We start from the raw sequence: 17,032 nt of genomic DNA on the forward strand, positions 1-17,032 counted from the left end.
GCGCCGGTTCAGGCCGAGGGGAGCTCTCGCGCCAGTTCCCGCGCCAGCTCCTGCGGGAGGCGGCCGGTGTGCAGGACCCCGAGCGTCTGCGTCGCACGGGTCAGTGCCACGTACAGGTCGCTCGGCGCGATGTCCGCCGGCTCCGCCACGAGCACCGTGTCGAACTCCAGTCCCTTGGCCTGGCGCGGGTCGAGGAGCACGACCGTGTGCGTGAGGTCCGGTTCCGCGCCGGCCCGTACGCCCGGCAGCGCCGCGGCCAGGGCCTCGTGCAGCGGGCGCGGGGCGATCACCGCGAGCCGACCCTCCGCCGGGGTACCCGCGCGCACCGCCTCGGCGACCGCCGCGGGCAGGTCGTCGGCCGCCCGCGCCCAGGGCCGTACGCCGGTGGAGCGCACGGAACGGGGCGGCTCGAATCCCGGGTGCCGGGCCAGCAGGACGGCGGACGCGACGTCCATGATCTCCGCGGGCGTACGGTAGTTCACGCCGAGCCGCACCAGGTCCCAGCGGTCGCCGACGTACGGCGCCAGGATGCGCTTCCAGGAGCCGCAGCCCGCCTCGTCGCCCGTCTGGGCGGGGTCCCCGACCAGCGTCATGGAGCGGGTGGGGCAGCGCCGCATCAGCAGCCGCCACGCCATCGCGGACAGCTCCTGCGCCTCGTCGACGATGACGTGGCCGAAGGCCCAGGTCCGGTCGGCGGCGGCGCGTTCGGCGGCGCTGCGGTGGTCGGCCTCCTCGTGCCGCTCGGCCATGCGCTCGGCGTCGATGATGTCGTGCGCGGCGAGGTACTCGTTCTCGGTGTCCTCGAACTCGTAGGACTCCGATCCCTGCGAGAGGTCCAGGACGCCCTGCGCGTACGCGATGCGCTCCAGCCGCTCCCGCTCCCGAGCGGCGCGCCGCGCGCTGTCGTCCTCGCCGAGCAGTTCGGCGGCCTCGTCGAGCAGCGGGATGTCGGCGATGGTCCAGCCCGTCTCCGTCGCGGACCGGCGGATCAGCTCGGCGTCGGCGGCGTCCAGGTGCGCGGGGTCTTCCAGGAAGTCGGCGATCAGCTGTTCGGGGGTGATCGGCGGCCAGAGGGTGTCGATGGCCGCGTGCACCTCGGAGCTGGTGGCGATCTCCTTCCCGAGCTGGGCGAGGTCGTCGGGTCCCAGCAGGTTGGGCCCGCCGTAGGGGTCCGCGCCGAGCCGGTCGGCGAGCTGCTCGGTGAGCGCGTCGATGATCCGGAACGCGAAGTAGGGCCGCGCCAGGTTGTGCGGGAGGCCGGTGCCGCGTGCCCGGTCGCGGGCCTCGTGGGCCATCGTCCGGTCCAGCAGCAGCGTCCCGTAGTCGTCGTGGTCGATCTCCACGGCCGGCTCCGGGACCACGGAGCTGTCCTCGCCGCTGCCGGCCGGGACGGTCTCCGGCAGCGTCTGCCGGTCGCTCACGACGCGGGCGAGTACCTCCGCCATCGCCGCGCGACCCTTCACCGCCGCGGCGCCGGGACGGTCGAGGCGGGTGGCGTGGACGCCGGGAAAGAGCTCGCCGACCGTGGCGAGGAGCACGCCCGTCTCGCCGAGCGAGGGGAGCACCTCGCCGATGTAGCCCAGGAACGCCGGGTTGGGGCCGACGATCAGCACGCCGCGCTTGGCGAGGAGTTCCCGGTACGCGTACAGGAGGTAGGCGGCGCGGTGGAGGGCGACCGCGGTCTTGCCCGTGCCGGGGCCTCCCTCGACCACCAGGACGCCGGCGTGCGGGGAGCGGATGATCCGGTCCTGCTCCGCCTGGATGGTCCGCACGATGTCGTGCATCCGCCCGGTCCGGGCGGCGTCGAGGGCGGCGAGCAGGACGGCGTCAGCGTCGGCCCCTTCGAGGCCGGTGCGTTCGGTGTCGCCGAGGTCGAGGATCTCGTCGTGCAGTGCGGTGACCTCACGGCCCCGGGTGGTGATGTGCCGGCGCCGGCGCAGCCCCATGGGATGGTGGCCGGTGGCGAGGTAGAAGGGGCGGGCGACGTCGGCGCGCCAGTCGAGGACGAGCGGGGTGCGGTCCGGGTCGTCCTGCCTTATTCCGATGCGGCCGATGTGGTGGTCCCGGCCGTCGGAGAACTCCAGCCGCCCGAAACACAATCCGTTCTCCCCGGAGTTCAGAGCGGAAAGCAGACCGGACTGCTCGGCGACCAGCACATCCCGTTCCAGGCGCGCCTGGAACCCGCTGCCAGGCTCGGCGAGCGCGCCCCGGACGGCGCGTTCGGCCTGGTCACGCAGGTCGTCGAGGCGTGCGTAGAGCCCGGTGATGAATTGCTGCTCATTCCGGAATTCCTCGGTTGACAATTCCACTCCTGACGCGATACTGTGTCCACGTAAAGCTTCTCCACGTTTCACCCGTGGGTCGACGTGAAACAACCAATATACGCAGAGAATCACCCCGGCCGCCATTGAGGCCCGGGGTTTTTTGTTGTGGGCGCCCGGCTCCCGTCCGTCTCGGCCGTCCCACTAGGGTGGGGCGGCCGAAGTACCGAGAGATGCCGGGCCGCGGTGTGGCCGTGTGGCAGGAGATGGAGCCCCCATGGACGTTCAGCACTTCACGCGGATCACCGCATTCATCGAGGCGCGCCTCACCCCGCTGTTCGCCGCCGAGACCGGCAGCGAGAACGGCTTCGCGATGGACGACACCTCCCGTGCGCTGCGCGCCCTGCGCAACGCGGTGCTGGAGGCGTCCGCCGTCAAGGGCCTCATCGAGAAGCGGGCGGAGGCGGAGCCCGCCGTCCGCCGCGTCATCGACCAGTCGGTGGAACACCACTGGGACGTCCTGCGCGGCGTCGCCCGCCAGTGGGAGGACCACCCCGACTTCGCCCGTGAGTTCAAGCGTCACGCCTGGGAACTCGACGGGGCGCCCGCCGCGGGCTGACCCCGGCCGCGGGCCGACGCCGCCCGACACAGCCCCTCCTGACGCCCCGCGGGCGCTCGGTACGTCATCGTGACCGTATGACGGAGCACAGGTACGACGTGTGGGCGGCGGGAGACGCCTACGAGAGGTACATGGGGCGCTGGAGCCGCCTCGTCGCCGGCCGCTTCGTGGACTGGCTGGGCGTCGGGGACGGCGGGGTGTGGCTCGACGCGGGCTGTGGCACCGGCGCCCTGACCGCTTCGATCACCGGTCTGGCCCGGCCGCGGCTGGTCGTGGGGGTCGACCGGTCCGCCGGGTTCCTCGCGGCGGCCCGCGCCGCGGCGGGTCCGGCGGCGCGGTTCGTGCGGGCCGACGCGCTGTCGCTGCCCGTGCGCGACGGGACCTGCGACGCCGTGGTCAGCGCGCTCGCCCTCAACTTCCTGCCCGCACCGGGCGCCGCGGTCACCGAGGCGGCGCGCGCGGCGCGCCCGGGCGGACTCGTCGCCTGTTACGTGTGGGACTACGCCGAGGGCATGGGGCTCCTGCGCCGCTTCTGGGACGCGGCCGCACTGCTGGACCCGGCCGCGGTCGAGCTGGACGAGGGGCGCCGCTTCGGACTCTGCCGCCCGGAGGCACTGCTCGCCCTGTGGACGTCGGCTGGGTTGGAGGCCGTGCACGTCGCCCCGATCGAGGTGCGGGCGGAGTTCGCCGCCTTCGCCGATCTGTGGGAGCCGTTCCTGTCCGGCCAGGGCCCGGCCCCCGGCTACGTCGCCGCCCTCGACCCGCCCGACCGGGAGAGGCTGCGCGAGGCGCTGCGTTCTTCCTTGCCGGCCCGGCCGGACGGGTCCCTCGCCCTGGATGTGCGCGCGTGGGCCGTCCTGGGCCGGAAGCCGTCCGCCGGCGCGGCCTGAGGCCGCCGCGTGGGGTCAGGAGATGCGCATGTTCGCCATCATGCCCATCGCGCCGTGATCGAACAGGTGGCAGTGGTAGACGTACGTGCCCCGGTAACCGGTGAAGGTCGCCTGGATCTTCACCGTCTCGCCCGGCTTCAGCGGCACGGTGTCCTTGAGCCCAGTCTCGGGGCCCTCGGTGACCGGCAGGCCGTTGCGCTCCAGCACCCGGAACTGCACCAGGTGCATGTGGAAGTTGTGCGGGGCGAACTGGTTGGAGTTGTGGACGGTCCAGATCTCGGTGGCACCGTAGGCGATCTCGGTGTCGATCCGGTTCATGTCGTACGTCTTGCCGTTGATGTACGCCATGCTGCTCGGGGCGCCGGTCTCGTCCATCTTCATGTCGACGGTGCGGTTGACGGTGGGCGTGGGCAGCGCCGGAAGCGTCCGGAGCGCGTCGGGGACCACGCTGTCGTCGTGCGCGGTGCGGGTGACGCGGAACTGGAGGACGGCGCCGATCTCGTTGGCCGGCTCGTCCCGGTCGATGTGCTTGTTGCGGAGCTCGATGGTGGTGCCCACGGGGTAGCGGGAGAAGTCGATGACGACGTCGGCCCGCTCGCCCGGGGAGATGGACACCGTGTCGGTGCGGTAGGGCGCGGTCAGCAGGCCGCCGTCGGTGCCGATCTGCACGATCTCCGAGCCGTCCGCGAGGCTCAGGCCGAAGAACCGCTGGTTGGCCGTGTTGGTGAGGCGCAGCCGGTACTTGCGCGCCGCGACCTCGAAGAACGGCCAGGCCTTGCCGTTGGCCAAGATGACGTTGCGGTGGCGGAAGTCGCCCATCTCGTAGACGAGTTCGCCGGTGTCGGTGAAGCGGGCGTCGCGCAGCGCGATGGGGATGTCGTAGCCGCCGGACGGCAGGCCCAGCCGGCGTTCGGTGTCGTCGGTGAGGATGTAGGTGCCCGTCATCCCGCGGAAGACGTTCTCCGACTCCATGTGGTGGGCGTGGTCGTGGAACCACAGGTTCGCGTGCGGCTGGGTGTTGGGGTACGTGTACGTCTTGGTGCCGCCCCCGGCCGCGATGAGGTCCATCGGGGAACCGTCGCTGTCCTGCGGGACGTGGGCGCCGTGCAGGTGGATCGAGGTGGGGACGTCCAGCGAGTTGGTCTGCCTGATCACGACGCGGCGGCCCGACTCGGCCTTGATGACGGGGCCGGGGAAGGAGCCGTTGAAGGTGCGCAGCGTGGTGCTCAGGCCCGGCACGACCTCCTTGGTGGCTTCCTTCAGGGTCATCCGGTAGTAACTGGTGGTGCCGTTGGTGAGGTAGGGCCGGAGCACCGGCGCCAGTGGCATCCGCTGCGTGAACTTCGCTATGCCGGCCGGGTCGAGCTCGGCTCCGGCGACACGGGGTTCGTTCGCCGCCGCGTTCACGACGGGCAGCAGCATGCCGCCGGTTCCGATGACGCTGGTGGCGGCCACGCCCGCCCGGACGACGGTCCTACGACTGATCACTGTTCCCCCGAGGGTGCTGCCGTGGCGACTGACGCGCCGGCGGGTCGGCATGTAGGTGCCAGGCCGATACGACCTAGCGGATGGGGTCAAGTGTGCGAGTGGCCGGTCGTGACTCGCTCGTGCCCCGCACAAGCCCCGCACGACCCGGGGGCGGCCTCCCGCCGACTGGCGCCATCCGGCCAAATTGTTGACATGGGCCTGACATTTCAAGACCCCTGTGACACCTTCCGTGGACGTGACCGGACCGCACCGCTCCCCCGTACGTCTCCGGTCCGCGCACGAAGGCTCTCTCCCCCGGCCGGCCCGCGGGAACCCCATCCCGCGACGGCCGGGCGCACCGCGGCGCGGCCTCCCGGGCCCCGCCCGTACATCCCCACACGTACGTGGCAAGGAGGAGCGACATGAGGAAGTTCTCGACCTGGCCGGGCGTCACCGCCGTGGCCGCCGCCGTGGTGCTCGGCGGTTCCACGACGGCTCTGGCCCTCGGGCCCACCGTCGACCAGAAGGTGGACGGCGTCATCGTCGTCGCCGGCAGCACCTGTAGCTGGACGAACGCGCGCACCAGCGCCGCCCCGCCCGCCGCCCTGACCGTCGACAGGAGCACCATCAACGCCCCCGGCGGCAATCTGGCCTGCGGGGGCGGCATCACCGCCACCCTCAACAACAACCCGGCCTTCACCTTCGACGACGCGAGTGGTGTCGCGAAGATGGACGCCATCGACATCAGCGGCAAACAGAGCTTCGTCTCCTGCCGGTTCAAGGCAACCGGCATCGTGTGGAACCGTGACGCCGCCACACGCAAGTACGTCAACCAGGCCTTTACGGCGACCAAGGTCTCGGGCAGCTTCCTCTGTCCGGGCTCGGTCACCACGGCCGCGGGCGACGCCTCCATGCTGTTCCACTGAGCGTGCCGTCCCCCTGAGCGGGGTGCGCGCCGCCGGCCGGCGAGGCCGCGGCGCGCACCGGCTCACCGCGGACGCTCCGGCCCCGGCGCAGACCGGTCGTCAGTGGCGCGGCGTCAGCCTGACCACGGCCGTCCGGCCGCCGGCGCGGAGCGCGCGGGCGCCGGGATCGGTGACCGAGACGGCGTCGTAAGGGCCGAGTCGGACACGGTCACCGAGCGCCGCCGGCCCGTCCAGGGCCACGACCAGCAGCGCCGTGTGGGGCGCTACGGTGAGCGACAGATCTCCGCGCACCACGGCGACTTCGGCCTCGACGGCCTCCCCCCGGTACATCACGTTGAAGTTCACGACGGGACCCCCGAGGAGCCGGCATTCGGTGGGCCGGCCGCCGGGGAAGTGCTGCGGGACGAAGCGTTCGTCCACGAGGCGCCGTACGCCGCCGACCGTGAGGTCCATGCCCGCGCCCTCGGCGAGGGTGAGGGTCCGGTCCACTCCGGGAAAGACGGAGAACGGCCCGTCGGCGGTCACGTCGGCGACGCTGACCCGCCAGAGGAAATCCTCCGTCCCGGCGCCCTCGGGCCAAGCGGCGATCTCCCGGGTGACTCCACCGCCGTTCTTCCAGGGAGCCGCCGGCCGGCCGGCCGCGCGCAGCACGCGCACCCCGCCGCCGGCGTCGTCGGTCGTGCCGTCCGTCATGTCGCCCTTCCGGGCCCGGGGTACGCGCCCGGGCCCGGCCGAGCCTACTCCTCAGGACACCGCGAGGTCGTCCGCGTAGACGGCGCCCTGCCCGTACCAACCGTGCACGTAGACGGTGACCGTGCCGGAGGCTCCGGTGGTGAACGGCACGCTGAGCTTGGTCCAGCCCGCCGAGTTGGTCCACGTACTGCCGGTGGCGCCGCCGCGCACGCCGAGGTAGGCGTAACCGCCCTGCACCCAGCCGCTGAGGGTGTAGGCGGTGTTGGGCGCGAGGGTGAGGGTCTGCGCGCACTCGCCGGTCTGCGCGGAGTTCGGAGCGGCCTTGAGGGCGTACGAGCCCCCGTGCGCCGGGGTGTTGACGACCGCTCCACCGTTCTCGCAGGTCCACGGCGCGAGCGAGCCGCTCTCCAGGCCGCCGTTGACCAGTGCCCCGCTGCCGCCGCCGGGCCCGGGGACGGTCAGGGTGAAACCGGCGGAGTGGGCGAGCCCGCCCCCGTTGGCGGTGACGGTGAGCGGATAGACGCCCGGCGCGGCCGAGGCGCCGACGGCGAGGGTGAGCCGGGCGGCGCCGCCCGCCGTGACGGTGGTGGGGGCCAAGGTGGCCGTCACCGCGGCGGGGGCGCCGGTGACGGTCAGGGCGAGGGATCGCGCGGCGCCGGAGACGACCGCCGTGGCGACCGTCGCGGTGGCGGCGCCGCCGGGGGCGACGGAGGCCGAACCCGGCGTGACCGAGACGGAGAAGTCGTCGACGGCGGGTCCTCCGCCGCCCGTGAACGGCGCGAAGGTGTGGCTGAAATACCAAGGGTCCTGGGCAATGCCCGAACAGGTGTCGGAGCCGCCGGTTCCGGGGCAGCCTCCGTTGTCGCGCTGGAGGGCCCAGAACGAGAGGGTGTTGATGCCCTTGGCGGTGGCCCAGTCGTAGACGGCGGTCGCGTCGGCGGTGGTGAAGGTCTCGGCGGGACCGTAGTCGTCGATGCCGGGCATCTCGGTGACGCCGACCATCCCCCAGAGTTGGGCGGGGGTCTTGGTCGGGTACAGGGTGGCGAGCTGGTTGTAGAGGCCTTCCGCGGCGGTGCGGGTGTCGTCGGCCATGTGGTGGGTGGCGCCGTCGTAGTAGTCGAAGGTCATGAGGTTGACGACGTCGACCCGCGCGCCCGCGGTCTTGGCGCTCTTGAGCACGGCCAGTCCGCTGCTCGCCAGGCCGCCCGTGGTGGTGGGGAGGGTGTAGGAGACCTGGAGGGGGCGGCCGCCCGCCGCGGCCCAGTCCTGCACCTTCTTGATCGCCTGGTTGCGGCGGTCGATGCCCGCCTTGTCGGTCAGCGAGTTGTCCTCGATGTCCATGTCCAGACGGGTGACGTCGTACGTGGTGATGACCTTCTCGTACGCGGCGGCGACGGAGTCCGCGTCGGTGCAGCTGTCGGCGATCTCGGTGCCGCCGTTGTCGGCCGCGTAGCCGCCGAAGGACGGGATGACGTCCCCGCCGCGCGAGCGGATGGTGGCGAAGTCGGCGCCGAAGACGGAGGCGGAGACGGGCTGGGCGGTACTGCCGTTCCAGTACGGGGTGCAGGAGCCCTTGGCCTCGGTCTGGACGAAGGCCATGGTCAGGTACTTGGCACCGGACTTCTGGGCGAGGTCGGCGGGGCTGTCGGAGGAGTACGCCTCGAAGTACGGGGCGAAGACGTGGGCGGGCAGCGGCGTCGCGGCGTGGGCGGCGCCGCTGCCCGCTCCGAGGACCAGGCCGGCCGAGGCGGTGGCGGTGGCGAAGACGGCGAGTAAGGAGTGGACGGCGTGGGGACGTCGTCGTGTCATCGAAGCTCCCGGTGGGGCGCGAGCGAACGGGCGGACGCCTCATGATTGGTCTGGACCAGCCTGAGGTCAAGGGGTCCGGACCCATCCGCACCGCCACGCTCGCCCCGGCAACCCCGGCCTGGGCGGCGGCGGTTCGAGCGGCCTCCCCGGTCAGCGCAGGATGCCCGCCTGGCGTGCGGCGCGCATCCAGGACGGGAACTCCGACAGGAGCCGGTCGTACAGCTCGGGGTCGGAGATCCGGTCGATGTCGTCCACGGCGAAGAAGCCGACGTTGTCGACACGCCGGCCGGGCATGGTGTCGAAGCGCTCCAGCACCCCGAACCCGGCCCGGCCGAGCCCGACGAACTGCCAGAACACCGGCTCCTCCACGGCGGCGCGCAGCTCCCGCTCGATCTCGTCGTCGCGGTAGACGCCGCCGTCGGAGAAGAACAGCACGAGGGTGGGGGCGGGTACGGGGTGGTCGCGCACGTAGGCGCGCACCTCGGCGATGACGCGCTGTTCCTCGTTCTGGAAGCCGACGTCCCGCATGTCGACCTGTCCGGGCAGAAGTCCCCTGTCCGGCTTGTTCCGCCCGAAGAGACTCATCCGGCCGACCCGGACGTGCAGCCGCAGCCATTCGGGGAGTTCGGCGATCGTGAGGTCGGGCAGCCTGGCGGGGTGGGTGGCGAACGTCCAGGCCTGCATCTCGCCGTCGTCGTCGAGTTGGGCGGCGACGGCGGCCATGCGCTCGACCACGCCGGCAACCGTGCCGCGCGCGTACAGCGTGGACATCGAGCCGGACGCGTCGAGCACGAGGACGACCCGGGCGCTGACCCCGATGGCGCCGCTCTTGGTGAGGCTGACGGCGACCTGCCGCTTGCGCAGGGACAGGCGCTCGCGCATCTCCGGGGGCAGCCGCTCCTCGCCCTTGACCAACCGGACGGGAACCGCGGGCTCCGGCCCGGGCGCGGGAAGCGGCCTGGGCGTGAGGGCCGGCGCGGGGGTGGGCGCGGGCGCGGGGGCGGGGGCCACCGCCGGGGCCATCGCCCGTGGCGTCGGCGGCTCCGCGTCGACGGTGATGCCGAAGTCGGTCGCCAGCCCGGCCAGACCGCTCGCGTACCCCTGCCCGACCGCCCGGAACTTCCAGGCGCCGGCGCGACGGTAGAGCTCGCCGCTCACGTACGCGGTCTCGGTGTCGGCGGTCATGTCGAAGCGGGCGAGCTCGGCCTCGGACACCGCGTCGAGCAGCCGCAGGTGCAGCCCGGGCACCTGACCGAAGCTGCCACCATCGGCGGAGGCGCACAGGACGACCCGTTCGATCCCGGGTTCGAGGGCGGCCAGATCGACGTCGAGCGCGTCCGCACCGGGCCGTTTGCCGAGGTGGCGTACGGCGCCCGAGGCGTGCCGCGGCTGGTTGTAGAAGACGAAGTCACCGTCGGAGCGCACGCGCCCACGGTCCGTCAGCAAGAGCGCGGAGGCGTCCACGTCCGGCACGCCCGGCCCGGCCGACCAGCCGAGCACCGCTCTGACGCAGGAGGCCCCGACGGGCAGATTGGCACCTTTGCTCAGTATCGTCACGGCGCACAGTCTGCCCCGCCGCCCCGCCCGGGCGGAACGCGTCCGGGGCATGAGGCTCCCCCGACAACGCGGCGAGGCCCGCACCTCACGGTGCGGGCCTCGACGACGGTCACACGCCCAGAGGCGTCAGGCGGGAACGATGTTCTCGGCCTGGGGGCCCTTCTGGCCCTGCGTGACATCGAAGTTCACCTTCTGGCCTTCCTGAAGCTCACGGAAGCCCTGGGTGGCGATGTTCGAGTAGTGGGCGAACACGTCAGCGCCGCCACCGTCCTGCTCGATGAAGCCGAAGCCCTTTTCCGCGTTGAACCACTTCACGGTGCCAGATGCCATATGAGTTTCTCCTTTGGGGCTGTTCCCGGACCCACACTGTGCGGGCACCGGAGTCGAAGTAATGATTGCCCCGTCCGAAAATCATCGGAAATAAAAAGTGCACCCGGCGGAAGAGGATCCGAGGGAGCACTTGAAGTCTTTGGGAACCACAACTGCAACTGCGTTGACCGTAGCACAGTGCAGGGGCTCCGGCACGGAAGGCTTCCCCCTCTTTTTTCCCGCCGGCGCGAATCTCGACCGGCATTCGATGAATTTCTATACCGGCGGCGACAGATATTCGGGGGCCACCGGATTACGACCGGTGCGGGCGGGGCCGCGGGGAGCGGTCGACTCCCTACGGTCCCACCCCGCCCGGGTCAGCCGCGGAAGGCCTGCGGGCGCTCCGGGGAGGCCTCGGCGAGCGCCTTGGTGACGGCTTCGACGCCCGCGCGCATGCCGTACACCGGGGCGTCGGGCTGCTGGCGCCACGACTCGTCGATGCCGCCCGCGTCGACGGTGTCGAAGCCGAGTTCGTCGATGAGGGCCCGCACGGTCTTCTTCGCCGTCTCGTCGTCACCGGCGACCGGCAGTGCCATCCGGTCGGGATCGCCGGCCGGACGGTGCCGTTCGAGGATGTCGGCCGCGTAGGTGCCGTTGAAGGCCTTGACGACCGGGTGGCCCAGGTGGCGTTCGGTCCAGCGGCTTTCGGTCAGGCCCTCGTCCTCGATGCCGGGGATGCGGCCGTCCCGCTCCCGGGGGTAGTAGTTGCACGTGTCGATGAGCGCGAAGCCCTCCGCGGCGCCGTCGAGGAGCCCGGCGGGCAGGTCGGGCACGTTCTTGAGGGGGACGGTGACGACCACGACCTCCGCGCCGCGGGCCGCCTCGGCGACCGTGACGGGCGTGGCGCCGGTCTCCTCGGCGAGCGCCGCGAGGGTTTCGGGTCCGCGCGAGTTCGCCACGGAAACCTCGTGTCCGAGGACGGTGAGCCGTCGGGTGAGGTTGCCGCCGATGTTGCCGGCGCCGATGATGCCGATCTTCATGAGCTCTCCAGTGCAGTACGCGGTTTCGGGTATCGCTTTTCTCCGAACCCCGCCGGGAGCCACGGCATTCCGGCTCACACCACACCACCGGGTGGATTTTCGGCCATTTTCCGTAGTAGGAGAACCGACGTGTCACCAGTGGCGGTCTTCGGTTACAGCGCCGGGGCTCGTACCGGCACGTATCGCATCACGGGGAAAGGTACGAAAAAATGTTCAAGCGTCCGACCAAGCGCACGACCATCGCCCTCGCCACCGCGGCGACCGCCGCCGCGGCCGCGCTCTCCCTCACCTTCGTCGCCGGCGCGTCCGCCGCCACCCCGAGCACCGCGCCGGCTGCGACCGCGCTGCCGTCCGTGTCGGGCAGCCCCGAGGGCGCGTTCACCCGGATCGCCGACTTCTACGGCTCCTACATCGACGCCGTGTACGACGGCGACGGCAAGACGGCCGACCAGCTCCGCGCCTTCTACCTCTCCAAGCCCCTGCAACTGGAACTGAGGCAGTGGGAGGAGGCGAACCACGCGAACGGCGTTCTGCGCGCGCAGAACGTCCCCCTCCAGTGGAAGGTCGCCTCCACCGGCAGCGGTACGGGCAAGACCAATGCCACCGTCACCCTCACCTGGGGCGGCGGCGACACCACGGAGATCCACGTCCAGGCCGACCTCAAGACGCGGAAGATCACCTCGATCAAGGACTGATCTACGGCCGGACGCGCGAGGGGGCCCGCCGGCGGCGGGCCCCCTCGCTGTAATGCCTGCTGTGATACCTCGCGGTTACGCCCCGCTCGCGTCGAGCATGTCCTCGCGCTCCACCAGCTTCACGCGCTCGCGGCCCTGCGGCTCGCCCAGCGCCTTCTCCGCAGCGTCCAGCTTGTACCAGCCCTCCCAGGTGGTGTAGCGGACCCGGCGCTCCGCCAAGAACGCCTCCACCGCCTCCGGCGCCGGCGAGACCGGGGTGAGCAGGCGGCCTTCGGCGTGGTCGGAGAGGAGGTTCGCCACGGTCTCGTTCGCGTCGCCCTTGGTGTGGCCGATCAGGCCGATGGGGCCGCGCCGGATCCAGCCGGTGACGTAGGTCGAGGGCAGGTGCGCACCGGCCTCGATCACGCGGCCGCCCTCGTCGGGGACGGTGCCGGACTCGACGTCCCAGGGCAGCTTGGGCAGTTCGTCGGAGAGGTACCCCACGGCCCGGTACACCGACTGGACGTCCCAGTCCGTGAACCGGCCGGTGCCCGCGACGTTGCCCGTGCCGTCGAGTTCGGTCCGCTCGGTGCGCAGTGCGACGACCTTGCCGTCCTCGCCGAGCACCTCGACGGGGGATTCGAAGAAGTGCAGCAACAGCTTGTGCGGGCGGTCGCCGATGTCGCGGATCGCCCAGTTCTCCAGGGTCTTGGCGACCATGTCCGCCTGCTTGTTGGCGCGGCGGGTGGCGATCGAGCCCTCGTCGTAGTCGATGTCCTCGGGGTTGACGATGACCTCGATGTTCGGCGAGTGGTCCAGTTCGCGCAGTTCCATCGGGCTGAACTTCGCCTGCGCCGGGCCGCGACGGCCGAAGACGTGCACTTCGAGCGCGCGGTTGGCCTTGAGGCCTTCGTAGACGTTCGGCGGGATCTCGGTCGGCAGCAGTTCGTCGGCCGTCTTCGCGAGGATGCGGGCGACGTCGAGCGCGACGTTGCCGACACCCAGCACCGCGACCTTCTCGGCCTCCAGCGGCCAGGTGCGCGGCACGTCCGGGTGGCCGTCGTACCAGGAGACGAAATCGGCCGCGCCGAACGAGCCCTCCAGCTCGACGCCGGGTATCCGCAGCTCACGGTCGGCGGTGGCGCCGGTGGAGAAGATCACCGCGTCGTAGAAGGCGCGCAGCTCGTCGAGGGAGATGTCGTTCGGGTAGTCGACGTTGCCGAAGAGGCGGACCTGCGGCTTGTCGAGCACCTGATGCAGGGCGGTGATGATGCCCTTGATCCGCGGGTGGTCGGGGGCGACGCCGTAACGGATCAGGCCGAAGGGGGCGGGCATCCGTTCGAAGAGGTCGATGGAGACGCCCGGTTCGGCGGCCGCCTCGGACTTCAGCAGCGCGTCGGCCGCGTAGATCCCGGCGGGGCCGGCGCCGACTATCGCTACCCGCAGAGGGCGAGGCATGGTGTGGGTTCCCTTCGACCGACAAACTGGCTGATCAAGGGAACCCTAAGCTAAGGCCACCCTAACCCGGCACCCGGCCCCCGCTTATGACCTCATAAACAGCTCTTATGACACCCCAAAGCGCCGCTTTGGGTTCGGGCCGGGTGGCCGGCCGAGGGCTCAGGCCTCGTACTCGGTGAGGTCGATGGAGTGGACGTCGAGCAGGGCCCCCGACTCGGGGGCCTCGACCCGCCGCTCGGACTCCATGCCCAGCTTGCGGATGACGTTCTCGGACTCCTCGTTGCCGGCCCGGTTGATCGCGATCACCCGGTCCAGGCCCCGGTCTTGGAGGGCGAACTCCAAGGTCGCCTGTGCGGCCTCCGAGGCGTACCCCTGACCCCAGAACTGCCGGCCGAGGCGCCAGGTGATCTCCACCGCGGGCGTAACCGCGGGCAGCCACTGCGGCACCGTCAGACCCACGACGCCGATCAGCTCACCGGAGCCCAGCAGCTCGACGGCGAACAGGCCGAAACCCTCCTCGTCCCACTCGTCCTCCCAGAGCTCGATGGCGTCGGCCGTCTCCTCCAGGTCGAGCGTGGAGCCGTCACCGATCCAGCGCATCACCTCGGGATCGGCGTTGATCTCCGACAGGGGGACGAGGTCGTCGTCGGTCCAGCGGCGGAGCAGGAGGCGGGGGGTACGGATCTCGGTCATGCCCTCATCCTGCCGAACACGGCCCCGCCGGGGTTAATCGGGCCCCGCACCGGCCCGCACGGGCCCCGCACCGGCCCCCCGCTCGGCACCCCGCAGGCCTCAGGAGCGGTGCAGGAGGTAGCGGACGGTGCCGTCCTCGCAGCCGTCCCGCCGGAACCCGGCCCGCCGGACCACGGCGTGCGAGGGCGCGTTGCCCTCCTCGACCACCGCGCGCAGCGCGGTCAGGTTCGGCCGCGCGAAGGCCCGGGCCGCCAGGGCGCGCACCGCGTCCGTGGCGTGTCCGCGGCCCCGGGCCGACGGGACGAGGTCGTAGCCGATCTCCGCCTGCCCCTCGGGGTCGGGGGCGCCGTGGAAGCCGATGCCGCCGATCGCCAGGCGGTCGGCCGCGCGGACGATGGCGTACGGGCCCCAGCCGGGGTGGTACTCACCGACCTCGCGCGCCAGGCCCAGCATCCCGGCGGCGATCCGGGTCCCCTCGGGCGGCCCGTCCCCGGCCCACACGAAGCCTCCCGGCCCGCCGGTGTGCAGGTCGGCGGCGGCCGAGGGGCCGATCTCGCACAGTACGACGCCCTCTCCCCTGATCGGGTCGCCGTACCAACGCCAGATCCGCCGACGGGGCAGGTCCGGGAGGTCGGCCCGGCCGGTCGCGGCCAGAAGGGAGCCCCACGCGTCGGCCGAGGCGGAGCGCGGGGCGTGCGGGAAGAGCCGGTCGAGGATCAGGGCGCCGGTGCGCGCGGAACCGGTCCAGTCGGTGCGGCCCAGGCCGTGCACGATGTCGTGTACGTGCAGCAGCAGCTCGGTGGCGCCCATGGCGGCGAACCCGTCGGCGCCGGCCGCGCCCGCCGGGTGCCAGGCCCGGTCTTCCGCGTCGGCGGCGAGGACGGTGGCCGCCAGCAGGCGCCCGCTCGCCGCCACGAGGTCGATCAGGGCTCCGGGGGCGACTTCGGCGCGTGCGCCGACCGTCAGCGGCAGCCAGGAGTCGGCTCGCCCGGCCAGTTGCGCGGCGAACGCGGTGAGGTCTCCGGTCAGGTGGACGGCCGTGTCGCGGCAGCTCCACTCCAGCCCCGCCGCCGGTACGGACCAGTCCCGGTCCGCCACCTCGCGCAGGGCGCCGACCGCTTCCGCGACGGTGCGGGTGAGGTCGCCGGCGGTGAAGAGCGTCATGAGGCGACCTTAGGCCGTACGCGGCGGGCCGGAGCCGGCGGGACCGCGGGCCGGCTCGATCGGGCTCTGGAGCCGGCCGGCCCGGTCCGGCTCAGTCGGGGAGGGCCGCCCCGCAGCGGGAGCAGTGGCGGGCGTCCCGTTCGGAGGCGAGGCGGCCGCAGTCCGCGCACACCCGGTGCAGGAGGCAGGCCGTCTCGCCGCCTTCGGCCGGCGCGGGCGGCGCACCGATGCCGAGGCCGGGGCGGCGCGGGTGGACCGTGAGGTAGGCGATGCCGTCCGGGCCCGCGGTGAGGGAGCGCAGGGTGTTCTTGGCCAGCAGGGCCGCGGTGTGGGGCCGCAGGTGGTGCGCGCCGGCGTCGGTGTCGAGCCGGCCGCTGCCCTCGACCACGACCAGCAGCACGTCGAGCACCGGTTCGCGGTGCTCCGCGATGACGCCGCCAGGCGTCAGGCGGATCAGGTTCGCGTCGAGAACGCGCCCCGCCTCGGTCAGCCGCCACAGCGCGCCGGTGGCTCCGGCGGGGGCCTGCGCGATGACCGCGTCCAGGTCGGTGGGGGCACCGGCGAGGTGCGAGGGCGTCGTCATGTTCGTCCTTCCTGGTCCCACGGCGGGACTGCCCGGTGACCCCCGCAGTCATACACGATCGGTTCCGGTCATTCGTGTCCGATGGGCTCTTTGCCCACCCCGGCGACGGTCGTCGTACTTCTGACCGATAACATCAGGACACCGCCTCCTGCCCTGCCTTCGCCGCCGTGTACCCCGGCCCGGCCCCCAGCACCGGAAAAGTTCCACCGTCACATGAGTTCCGACACCGCCCTGTACCCGTCCCCGGCCGCCGCCGACAGCTTCGCCCCGGCCGGTCCCGTCGCCCCGGAGCCGTCCCGGCAGATCCGGGTCCTGACCGGCAGCGCTCCGGCGCGGCCGACCCCGGCCGCCGCTTTCCACAGCGTCAGCGCCGTGACCACCGTACTCCTGGCCCTCGTGGCGATCGGCGCGATGATCCACGAGCCGGTGCTGATCCCGCCCCTCGCCGCGAGCGCCGCCCTGGTGCACAGCGCGCCCACCCTGCCGCTGGCGCAGCCGCGCGGGGTCGTGCTGGGCCACCTGCTCGGCGCGGGCGTCGGCTACGCGGTCCTCGCCCTGGCCGGCAGCAGCGCCTGGGCGGCCGCCATCGCCGCCGGCGTGACCCTGGCCCTGCTCATCCTCGCGCGGACCCCGCACTCGGCCGCCTGCGCCACCTCCGTCATCGTCGTGCTCCAGACCCCGGCGCCGGCCAGGTTCGTGCCATTGCTGTTCGGTTCGACCGTGCTGCTCGTGCTCACCGGCTACGCCGCCTCCCGCATCCGCCGGAAGGCCCCGAAGTACCCTGCCTATTGGTGGTGATTCCGCAGTGGCGCGCCTGCGCGCCACCGAGGGTGCTCGGGCGCTACTTCTTGTGACCGGACGGGGCGGTCAAAGTGGCGGTGAAGGGCGG

General features: G+C 72.2%; 16 protein-coding genes. 5 read left to right on the top strand and 11 right to left on the bottom strand.

Features of this window, described 5'->3' with window-relative positions; translation table 11 throughout:
* Positions 1-8: 8 nt before the first annotated feature.
* Positions 9-2,303: a HelD family protein gene (locus ACV7NM_RS04065; RefSeq protein ID WP_463408942.1), complete on the bottom strand. Its 2,295-nt coding sequence runs from the start codon at positions 2,301-2,303 to the stop codon at positions 9-11.
* A gap of 235 nt (positions 2,304-2,538) precedes the next feature.
* Here ACV7NM_RS04065 and ACV7NM_RS04070 point away from each other — a divergent pair, with 235 nt between their 5' ends.
* Together ACV7NM_RS04070 and ACV7NM_RS04075 are read left to right on the top strand one after the other, a co-directional pair.
* Entirely contained in the window at positions 2,539-2,880 is a 342-nt protein-coding gene (locus tag ACV7NM_RS04070; RefSeq protein WP_463408943.1) for a hypothetical protein, read from the top strand.
* 77 nt (positions 2,881-2,957) lie between these two features.
* Positions 2,958-3,770, top strand: coding sequence for a class I SAM-dependent methyltransferase (locus tag ACV7NM_RS04075; RefSeq protein WP_463408944.1), 813 nt, complete (start codon positions 2,958-2,960; stop codon positions 3,768-3,770).
* A gap of 15 nt (positions 3,771-3,785) precedes the next feature.
* Here the strand turns inward: ACV7NM_RS04075 and ACV7NM_RS04080 are convergent, their stop codons facing one another.
* Positions 3,786-5,258, bottom strand: coding sequence for a multicopper oxidase family protein (locus ACV7NM_RS04080; protein ID WP_463408945.1), 1,473 nt, complete (start codon positions 5,256-5,258; stop codon positions 3,786-3,788).
* 401 nt (positions 5,259-5,659) lie between these two features.
* On the opposite strand from ACV7NM_RS04080, the gene ACV7NM_RS04085 reads away from it, so the two are divergent.
* Positions 5,660-6,163: a hypothetical protein gene (locus ACV7NM_RS04085; protein WP_463408946.1), complete on the top strand. Its 504-nt coding sequence runs from the start codon at positions 5,660-5,662 to the stop codon at positions 6,161-6,163.
* A 99-nt stretch (positions 6,164-6,262) separates the two neighbouring features.
* On the opposite strand, the gene ACV7NM_RS04090 is transcribed toward ACV7NM_RS04085, so the two are convergent.
* The 5 genes from ACV7NM_RS04090 to ACV7NM_RS04110 form a co-directional block, all read right to left on the bottom strand.
* On the bottom strand, positions 6,263-6,856 hold the full coding sequence (locus ACV7NM_RS04090) for a HutD/Ves family protein (protein WP_463408947.1): 594 nt from the start codon (positions 6,854-6,856) through the stop codon (positions 6,263-6,265).
* 51 nt (positions 6,857-6,907) lie between these two features.
* Positions 6,908-8,665, bottom strand: coding sequence for a glycosyl hydrolase family 18 protein (locus ACV7NM_RS04095; protein WP_463408948.1), 1,758 nt, complete (start codon positions 8,663-8,665; stop codon positions 6,908-6,910).
* A gap of 150 nt (positions 8,666-8,815) precedes the next feature.
* Entirely contained in the window at positions 8,816-10,273 is a 1,458-nt protein-coding gene (locus tag ACV7NM_RS04100; protein ID WP_463408949.1) for a VWA domain-containing protein, read from the bottom strand.
* A gap of 75 nt (positions 10,274-10,348) precedes the next feature.
* Positions 10,349-10,552 carry a cold-shock protein gene (locus ACV7NM_RS04105; protein WP_030228921.1) on the bottom strand — a complete coding sequence of 68 codons (204 nt, stop codon included), beginning with the start codon at positions 10,550-10,552 and terminating at the stop codon, positions 10,349-10,351.
* A gap of 356 nt (positions 10,553-10,908) precedes the next feature.
* Complete coding sequence (locus tag ACV7NM_RS04110) at positions 10,909-11,571, bottom strand: NADPH-dependent F420 reductase (RefSeq protein WP_463408950.1); 663 nt, start codon at positions 11,569-11,571, stop codon at positions 10,909-10,911.
* A 209-nt stretch (positions 11,572-11,780) separates the two neighbouring features.
* Here ACV7NM_RS04110 and ACV7NM_RS04115 point away from each other — a divergent pair, with 209 nt between their 5' ends.
* Positions 11,781-12,266 (top strand): hypothetical protein, encoded by a 486-nt coding sequence (locus ACV7NM_RS04115; protein WP_463408951.1) that lies wholly within the window; start codon positions 11,781-11,783, stop codon positions 12,264-12,266.
* Positions 12,267-12,341: 75 nt separating this feature from the next.
* Here ACV7NM_RS04115 and ACV7NM_RS04120 read toward each other — a convergent pair whose 3' ends face one another.
* From ACV7NM_RS04120 to ACV7NM_RS04135, 4 genes are all read right to left on the bottom strand, one after another.
* Entirely contained in the window at positions 12,342-13,703 is a 1,362-nt protein-coding gene (locus ACV7NM_RS04120; protein WP_463408952.1) for an FAD-dependent oxidoreductase, read from the bottom strand.
* A 159-nt stretch (positions 13,704-13,862) separates the two neighbouring features.
* On the bottom strand, positions 13,863-14,396 hold the full coding sequence (locus ACV7NM_RS04125) for a GNAT family N-acetyltransferase (protein ID WP_463408953.1): 534 nt from the start codon (positions 14,394-14,396) through the stop codon (positions 13,863-13,865).
* Between the two features lie 99 nt (positions 14,397-14,495).
* A complete protein-coding gene (locus ACV7NM_RS04130) occupies positions 14,496-15,560 on the bottom strand; it encodes a GNAT family N-acetyltransferase (protein WP_463408954.1) in 1,065 nt (354 codons plus the stop codon).
* 91 nt (positions 15,561-15,651) lie between these two features.
* Positions 15,652-16,143 (bottom strand): hypothetical protein, encoded by a 492-nt coding sequence (locus ACV7NM_RS04135; protein WP_463408955.1) that lies wholly within the window; start codon positions 16,141-16,143, stop codon positions 15,652-15,654.
* Positions 16,144-16,356: 213 nt separating this feature from the next.
* Between ACV7NM_RS04135 and ACV7NM_RS04140 the strand changes: the two genes are divergently transcribed.
* Positions 16,357-16,941, top strand: a complete 585-nt coding sequence (locus ACV7NM_RS04140) for an HPP family protein (protein ID WP_463408956.1) — start codon at positions 16,357-16,359, stop codon at positions 16,939-16,941.
* Positions 16,942-17,032: the final 91 nt, after the last annotated feature.

Source organism: Streptomyces sp. Tek67B01, assembly GCF_055231995.1.

Bases quoted from the DNA above. Each gene is read 5' to 3' on its own strand.
- ACV7NM_RS04135 (WP_463408955.1), bottom strand. From the start codon at position 16,143: ATGACGACGCCCTCGCACCTCGCCGGTGCCCCCACCGACCTGGACGCG.
- ACV7NM_RS04075 (WP_463408944.1), top strand. From the start codon at position 2,958: ATGACGGAGCACAGGTACGACGTGTGGGCGGCGGGAGACGCCTACGAG.
- ACV7NM_RS04070 (WP_463408943.1), top strand. From the start codon at position 2,539: ATGGACGTTCAGCACTTCACGCGGATCACCGCATTCATCGAGGCGCGC.
- ACV7NM_RS04090 (WP_463408947.1), bottom strand. From the start codon at position 6,856: ATGACGGACGGCACGACCGACGACGCCGGCGGCGGGGTGCGCGTGCTG.
- ACV7NM_RS04100 (WP_463408949.1), bottom strand. From the start codon at position 10,273: ATGCCCCGGACGCGTTCCGCCCGGGCGGGGCGGCGGGGCAGACTGTGC.
- ACV7NM_RS04115 (WP_463408951.1), top strand. From the start codon at position 11,781: ATGTTCAAGCGTCCGACCAAGCGCACGACCATCGCCCTCGCCACCGCG.
- ACV7NM_RS04095 (WP_463408948.1), bottom strand. From the start codon at position 8,665: ATGACACGACGACGTCCCCACGCCGTCCACTCCTTACTCGCCGTCTTC.
- ACV7NM_RS04130 (WP_463408954.1), bottom strand. From the start codon at position 15,560: ATGACGCTCTTCACCGCCGGCGACCTCACCCGCACCGTCGCGGAAGCG.
- ACV7NM_RS04085 (WP_463408946.1), top strand. From the start codon at position 5,660: ATGAGGAAGTTCTCGACCTGGCCGGGCGTCACCGCCGTGGCCGCCGCC.
- ACV7NM_RS04110 (WP_463408950.1), bottom strand. From the start codon at position 11,571: ATGAAGATCGGCATCATCGGCGCCGGCAACATCGGCGGCAACCTCACC.
- ACV7NM_RS04125 (WP_463408953.1), bottom strand. From the start codon at position 14,396: ATGACCGAGATCCGTACCCCCCGCCTCCTGCTCCGCCGCTGGACCGAC.
- ACV7NM_RS04120 (WP_463408952.1), bottom strand. From the start codon at position 13,703: ATGCCTCGCCCTCTGCGGGTAGCGATAGTCGGCGCCGGCCCCGCCGGG.
- ACV7NM_RS04140 (WP_463408956.1), top strand. From the start codon at position 16,357: ATGAGTTCCGACACCGCCCTGTACCCGTCCCCGGCCGCCGCCGACAGC.
- ACV7NM_RS04105 (WP_030228921.1), bottom strand. From the start codon at position 10,552: ATGGCATCTGGCACCGTGAAGTGGTTCAACGCGGAAAAGGGCTTCGGC.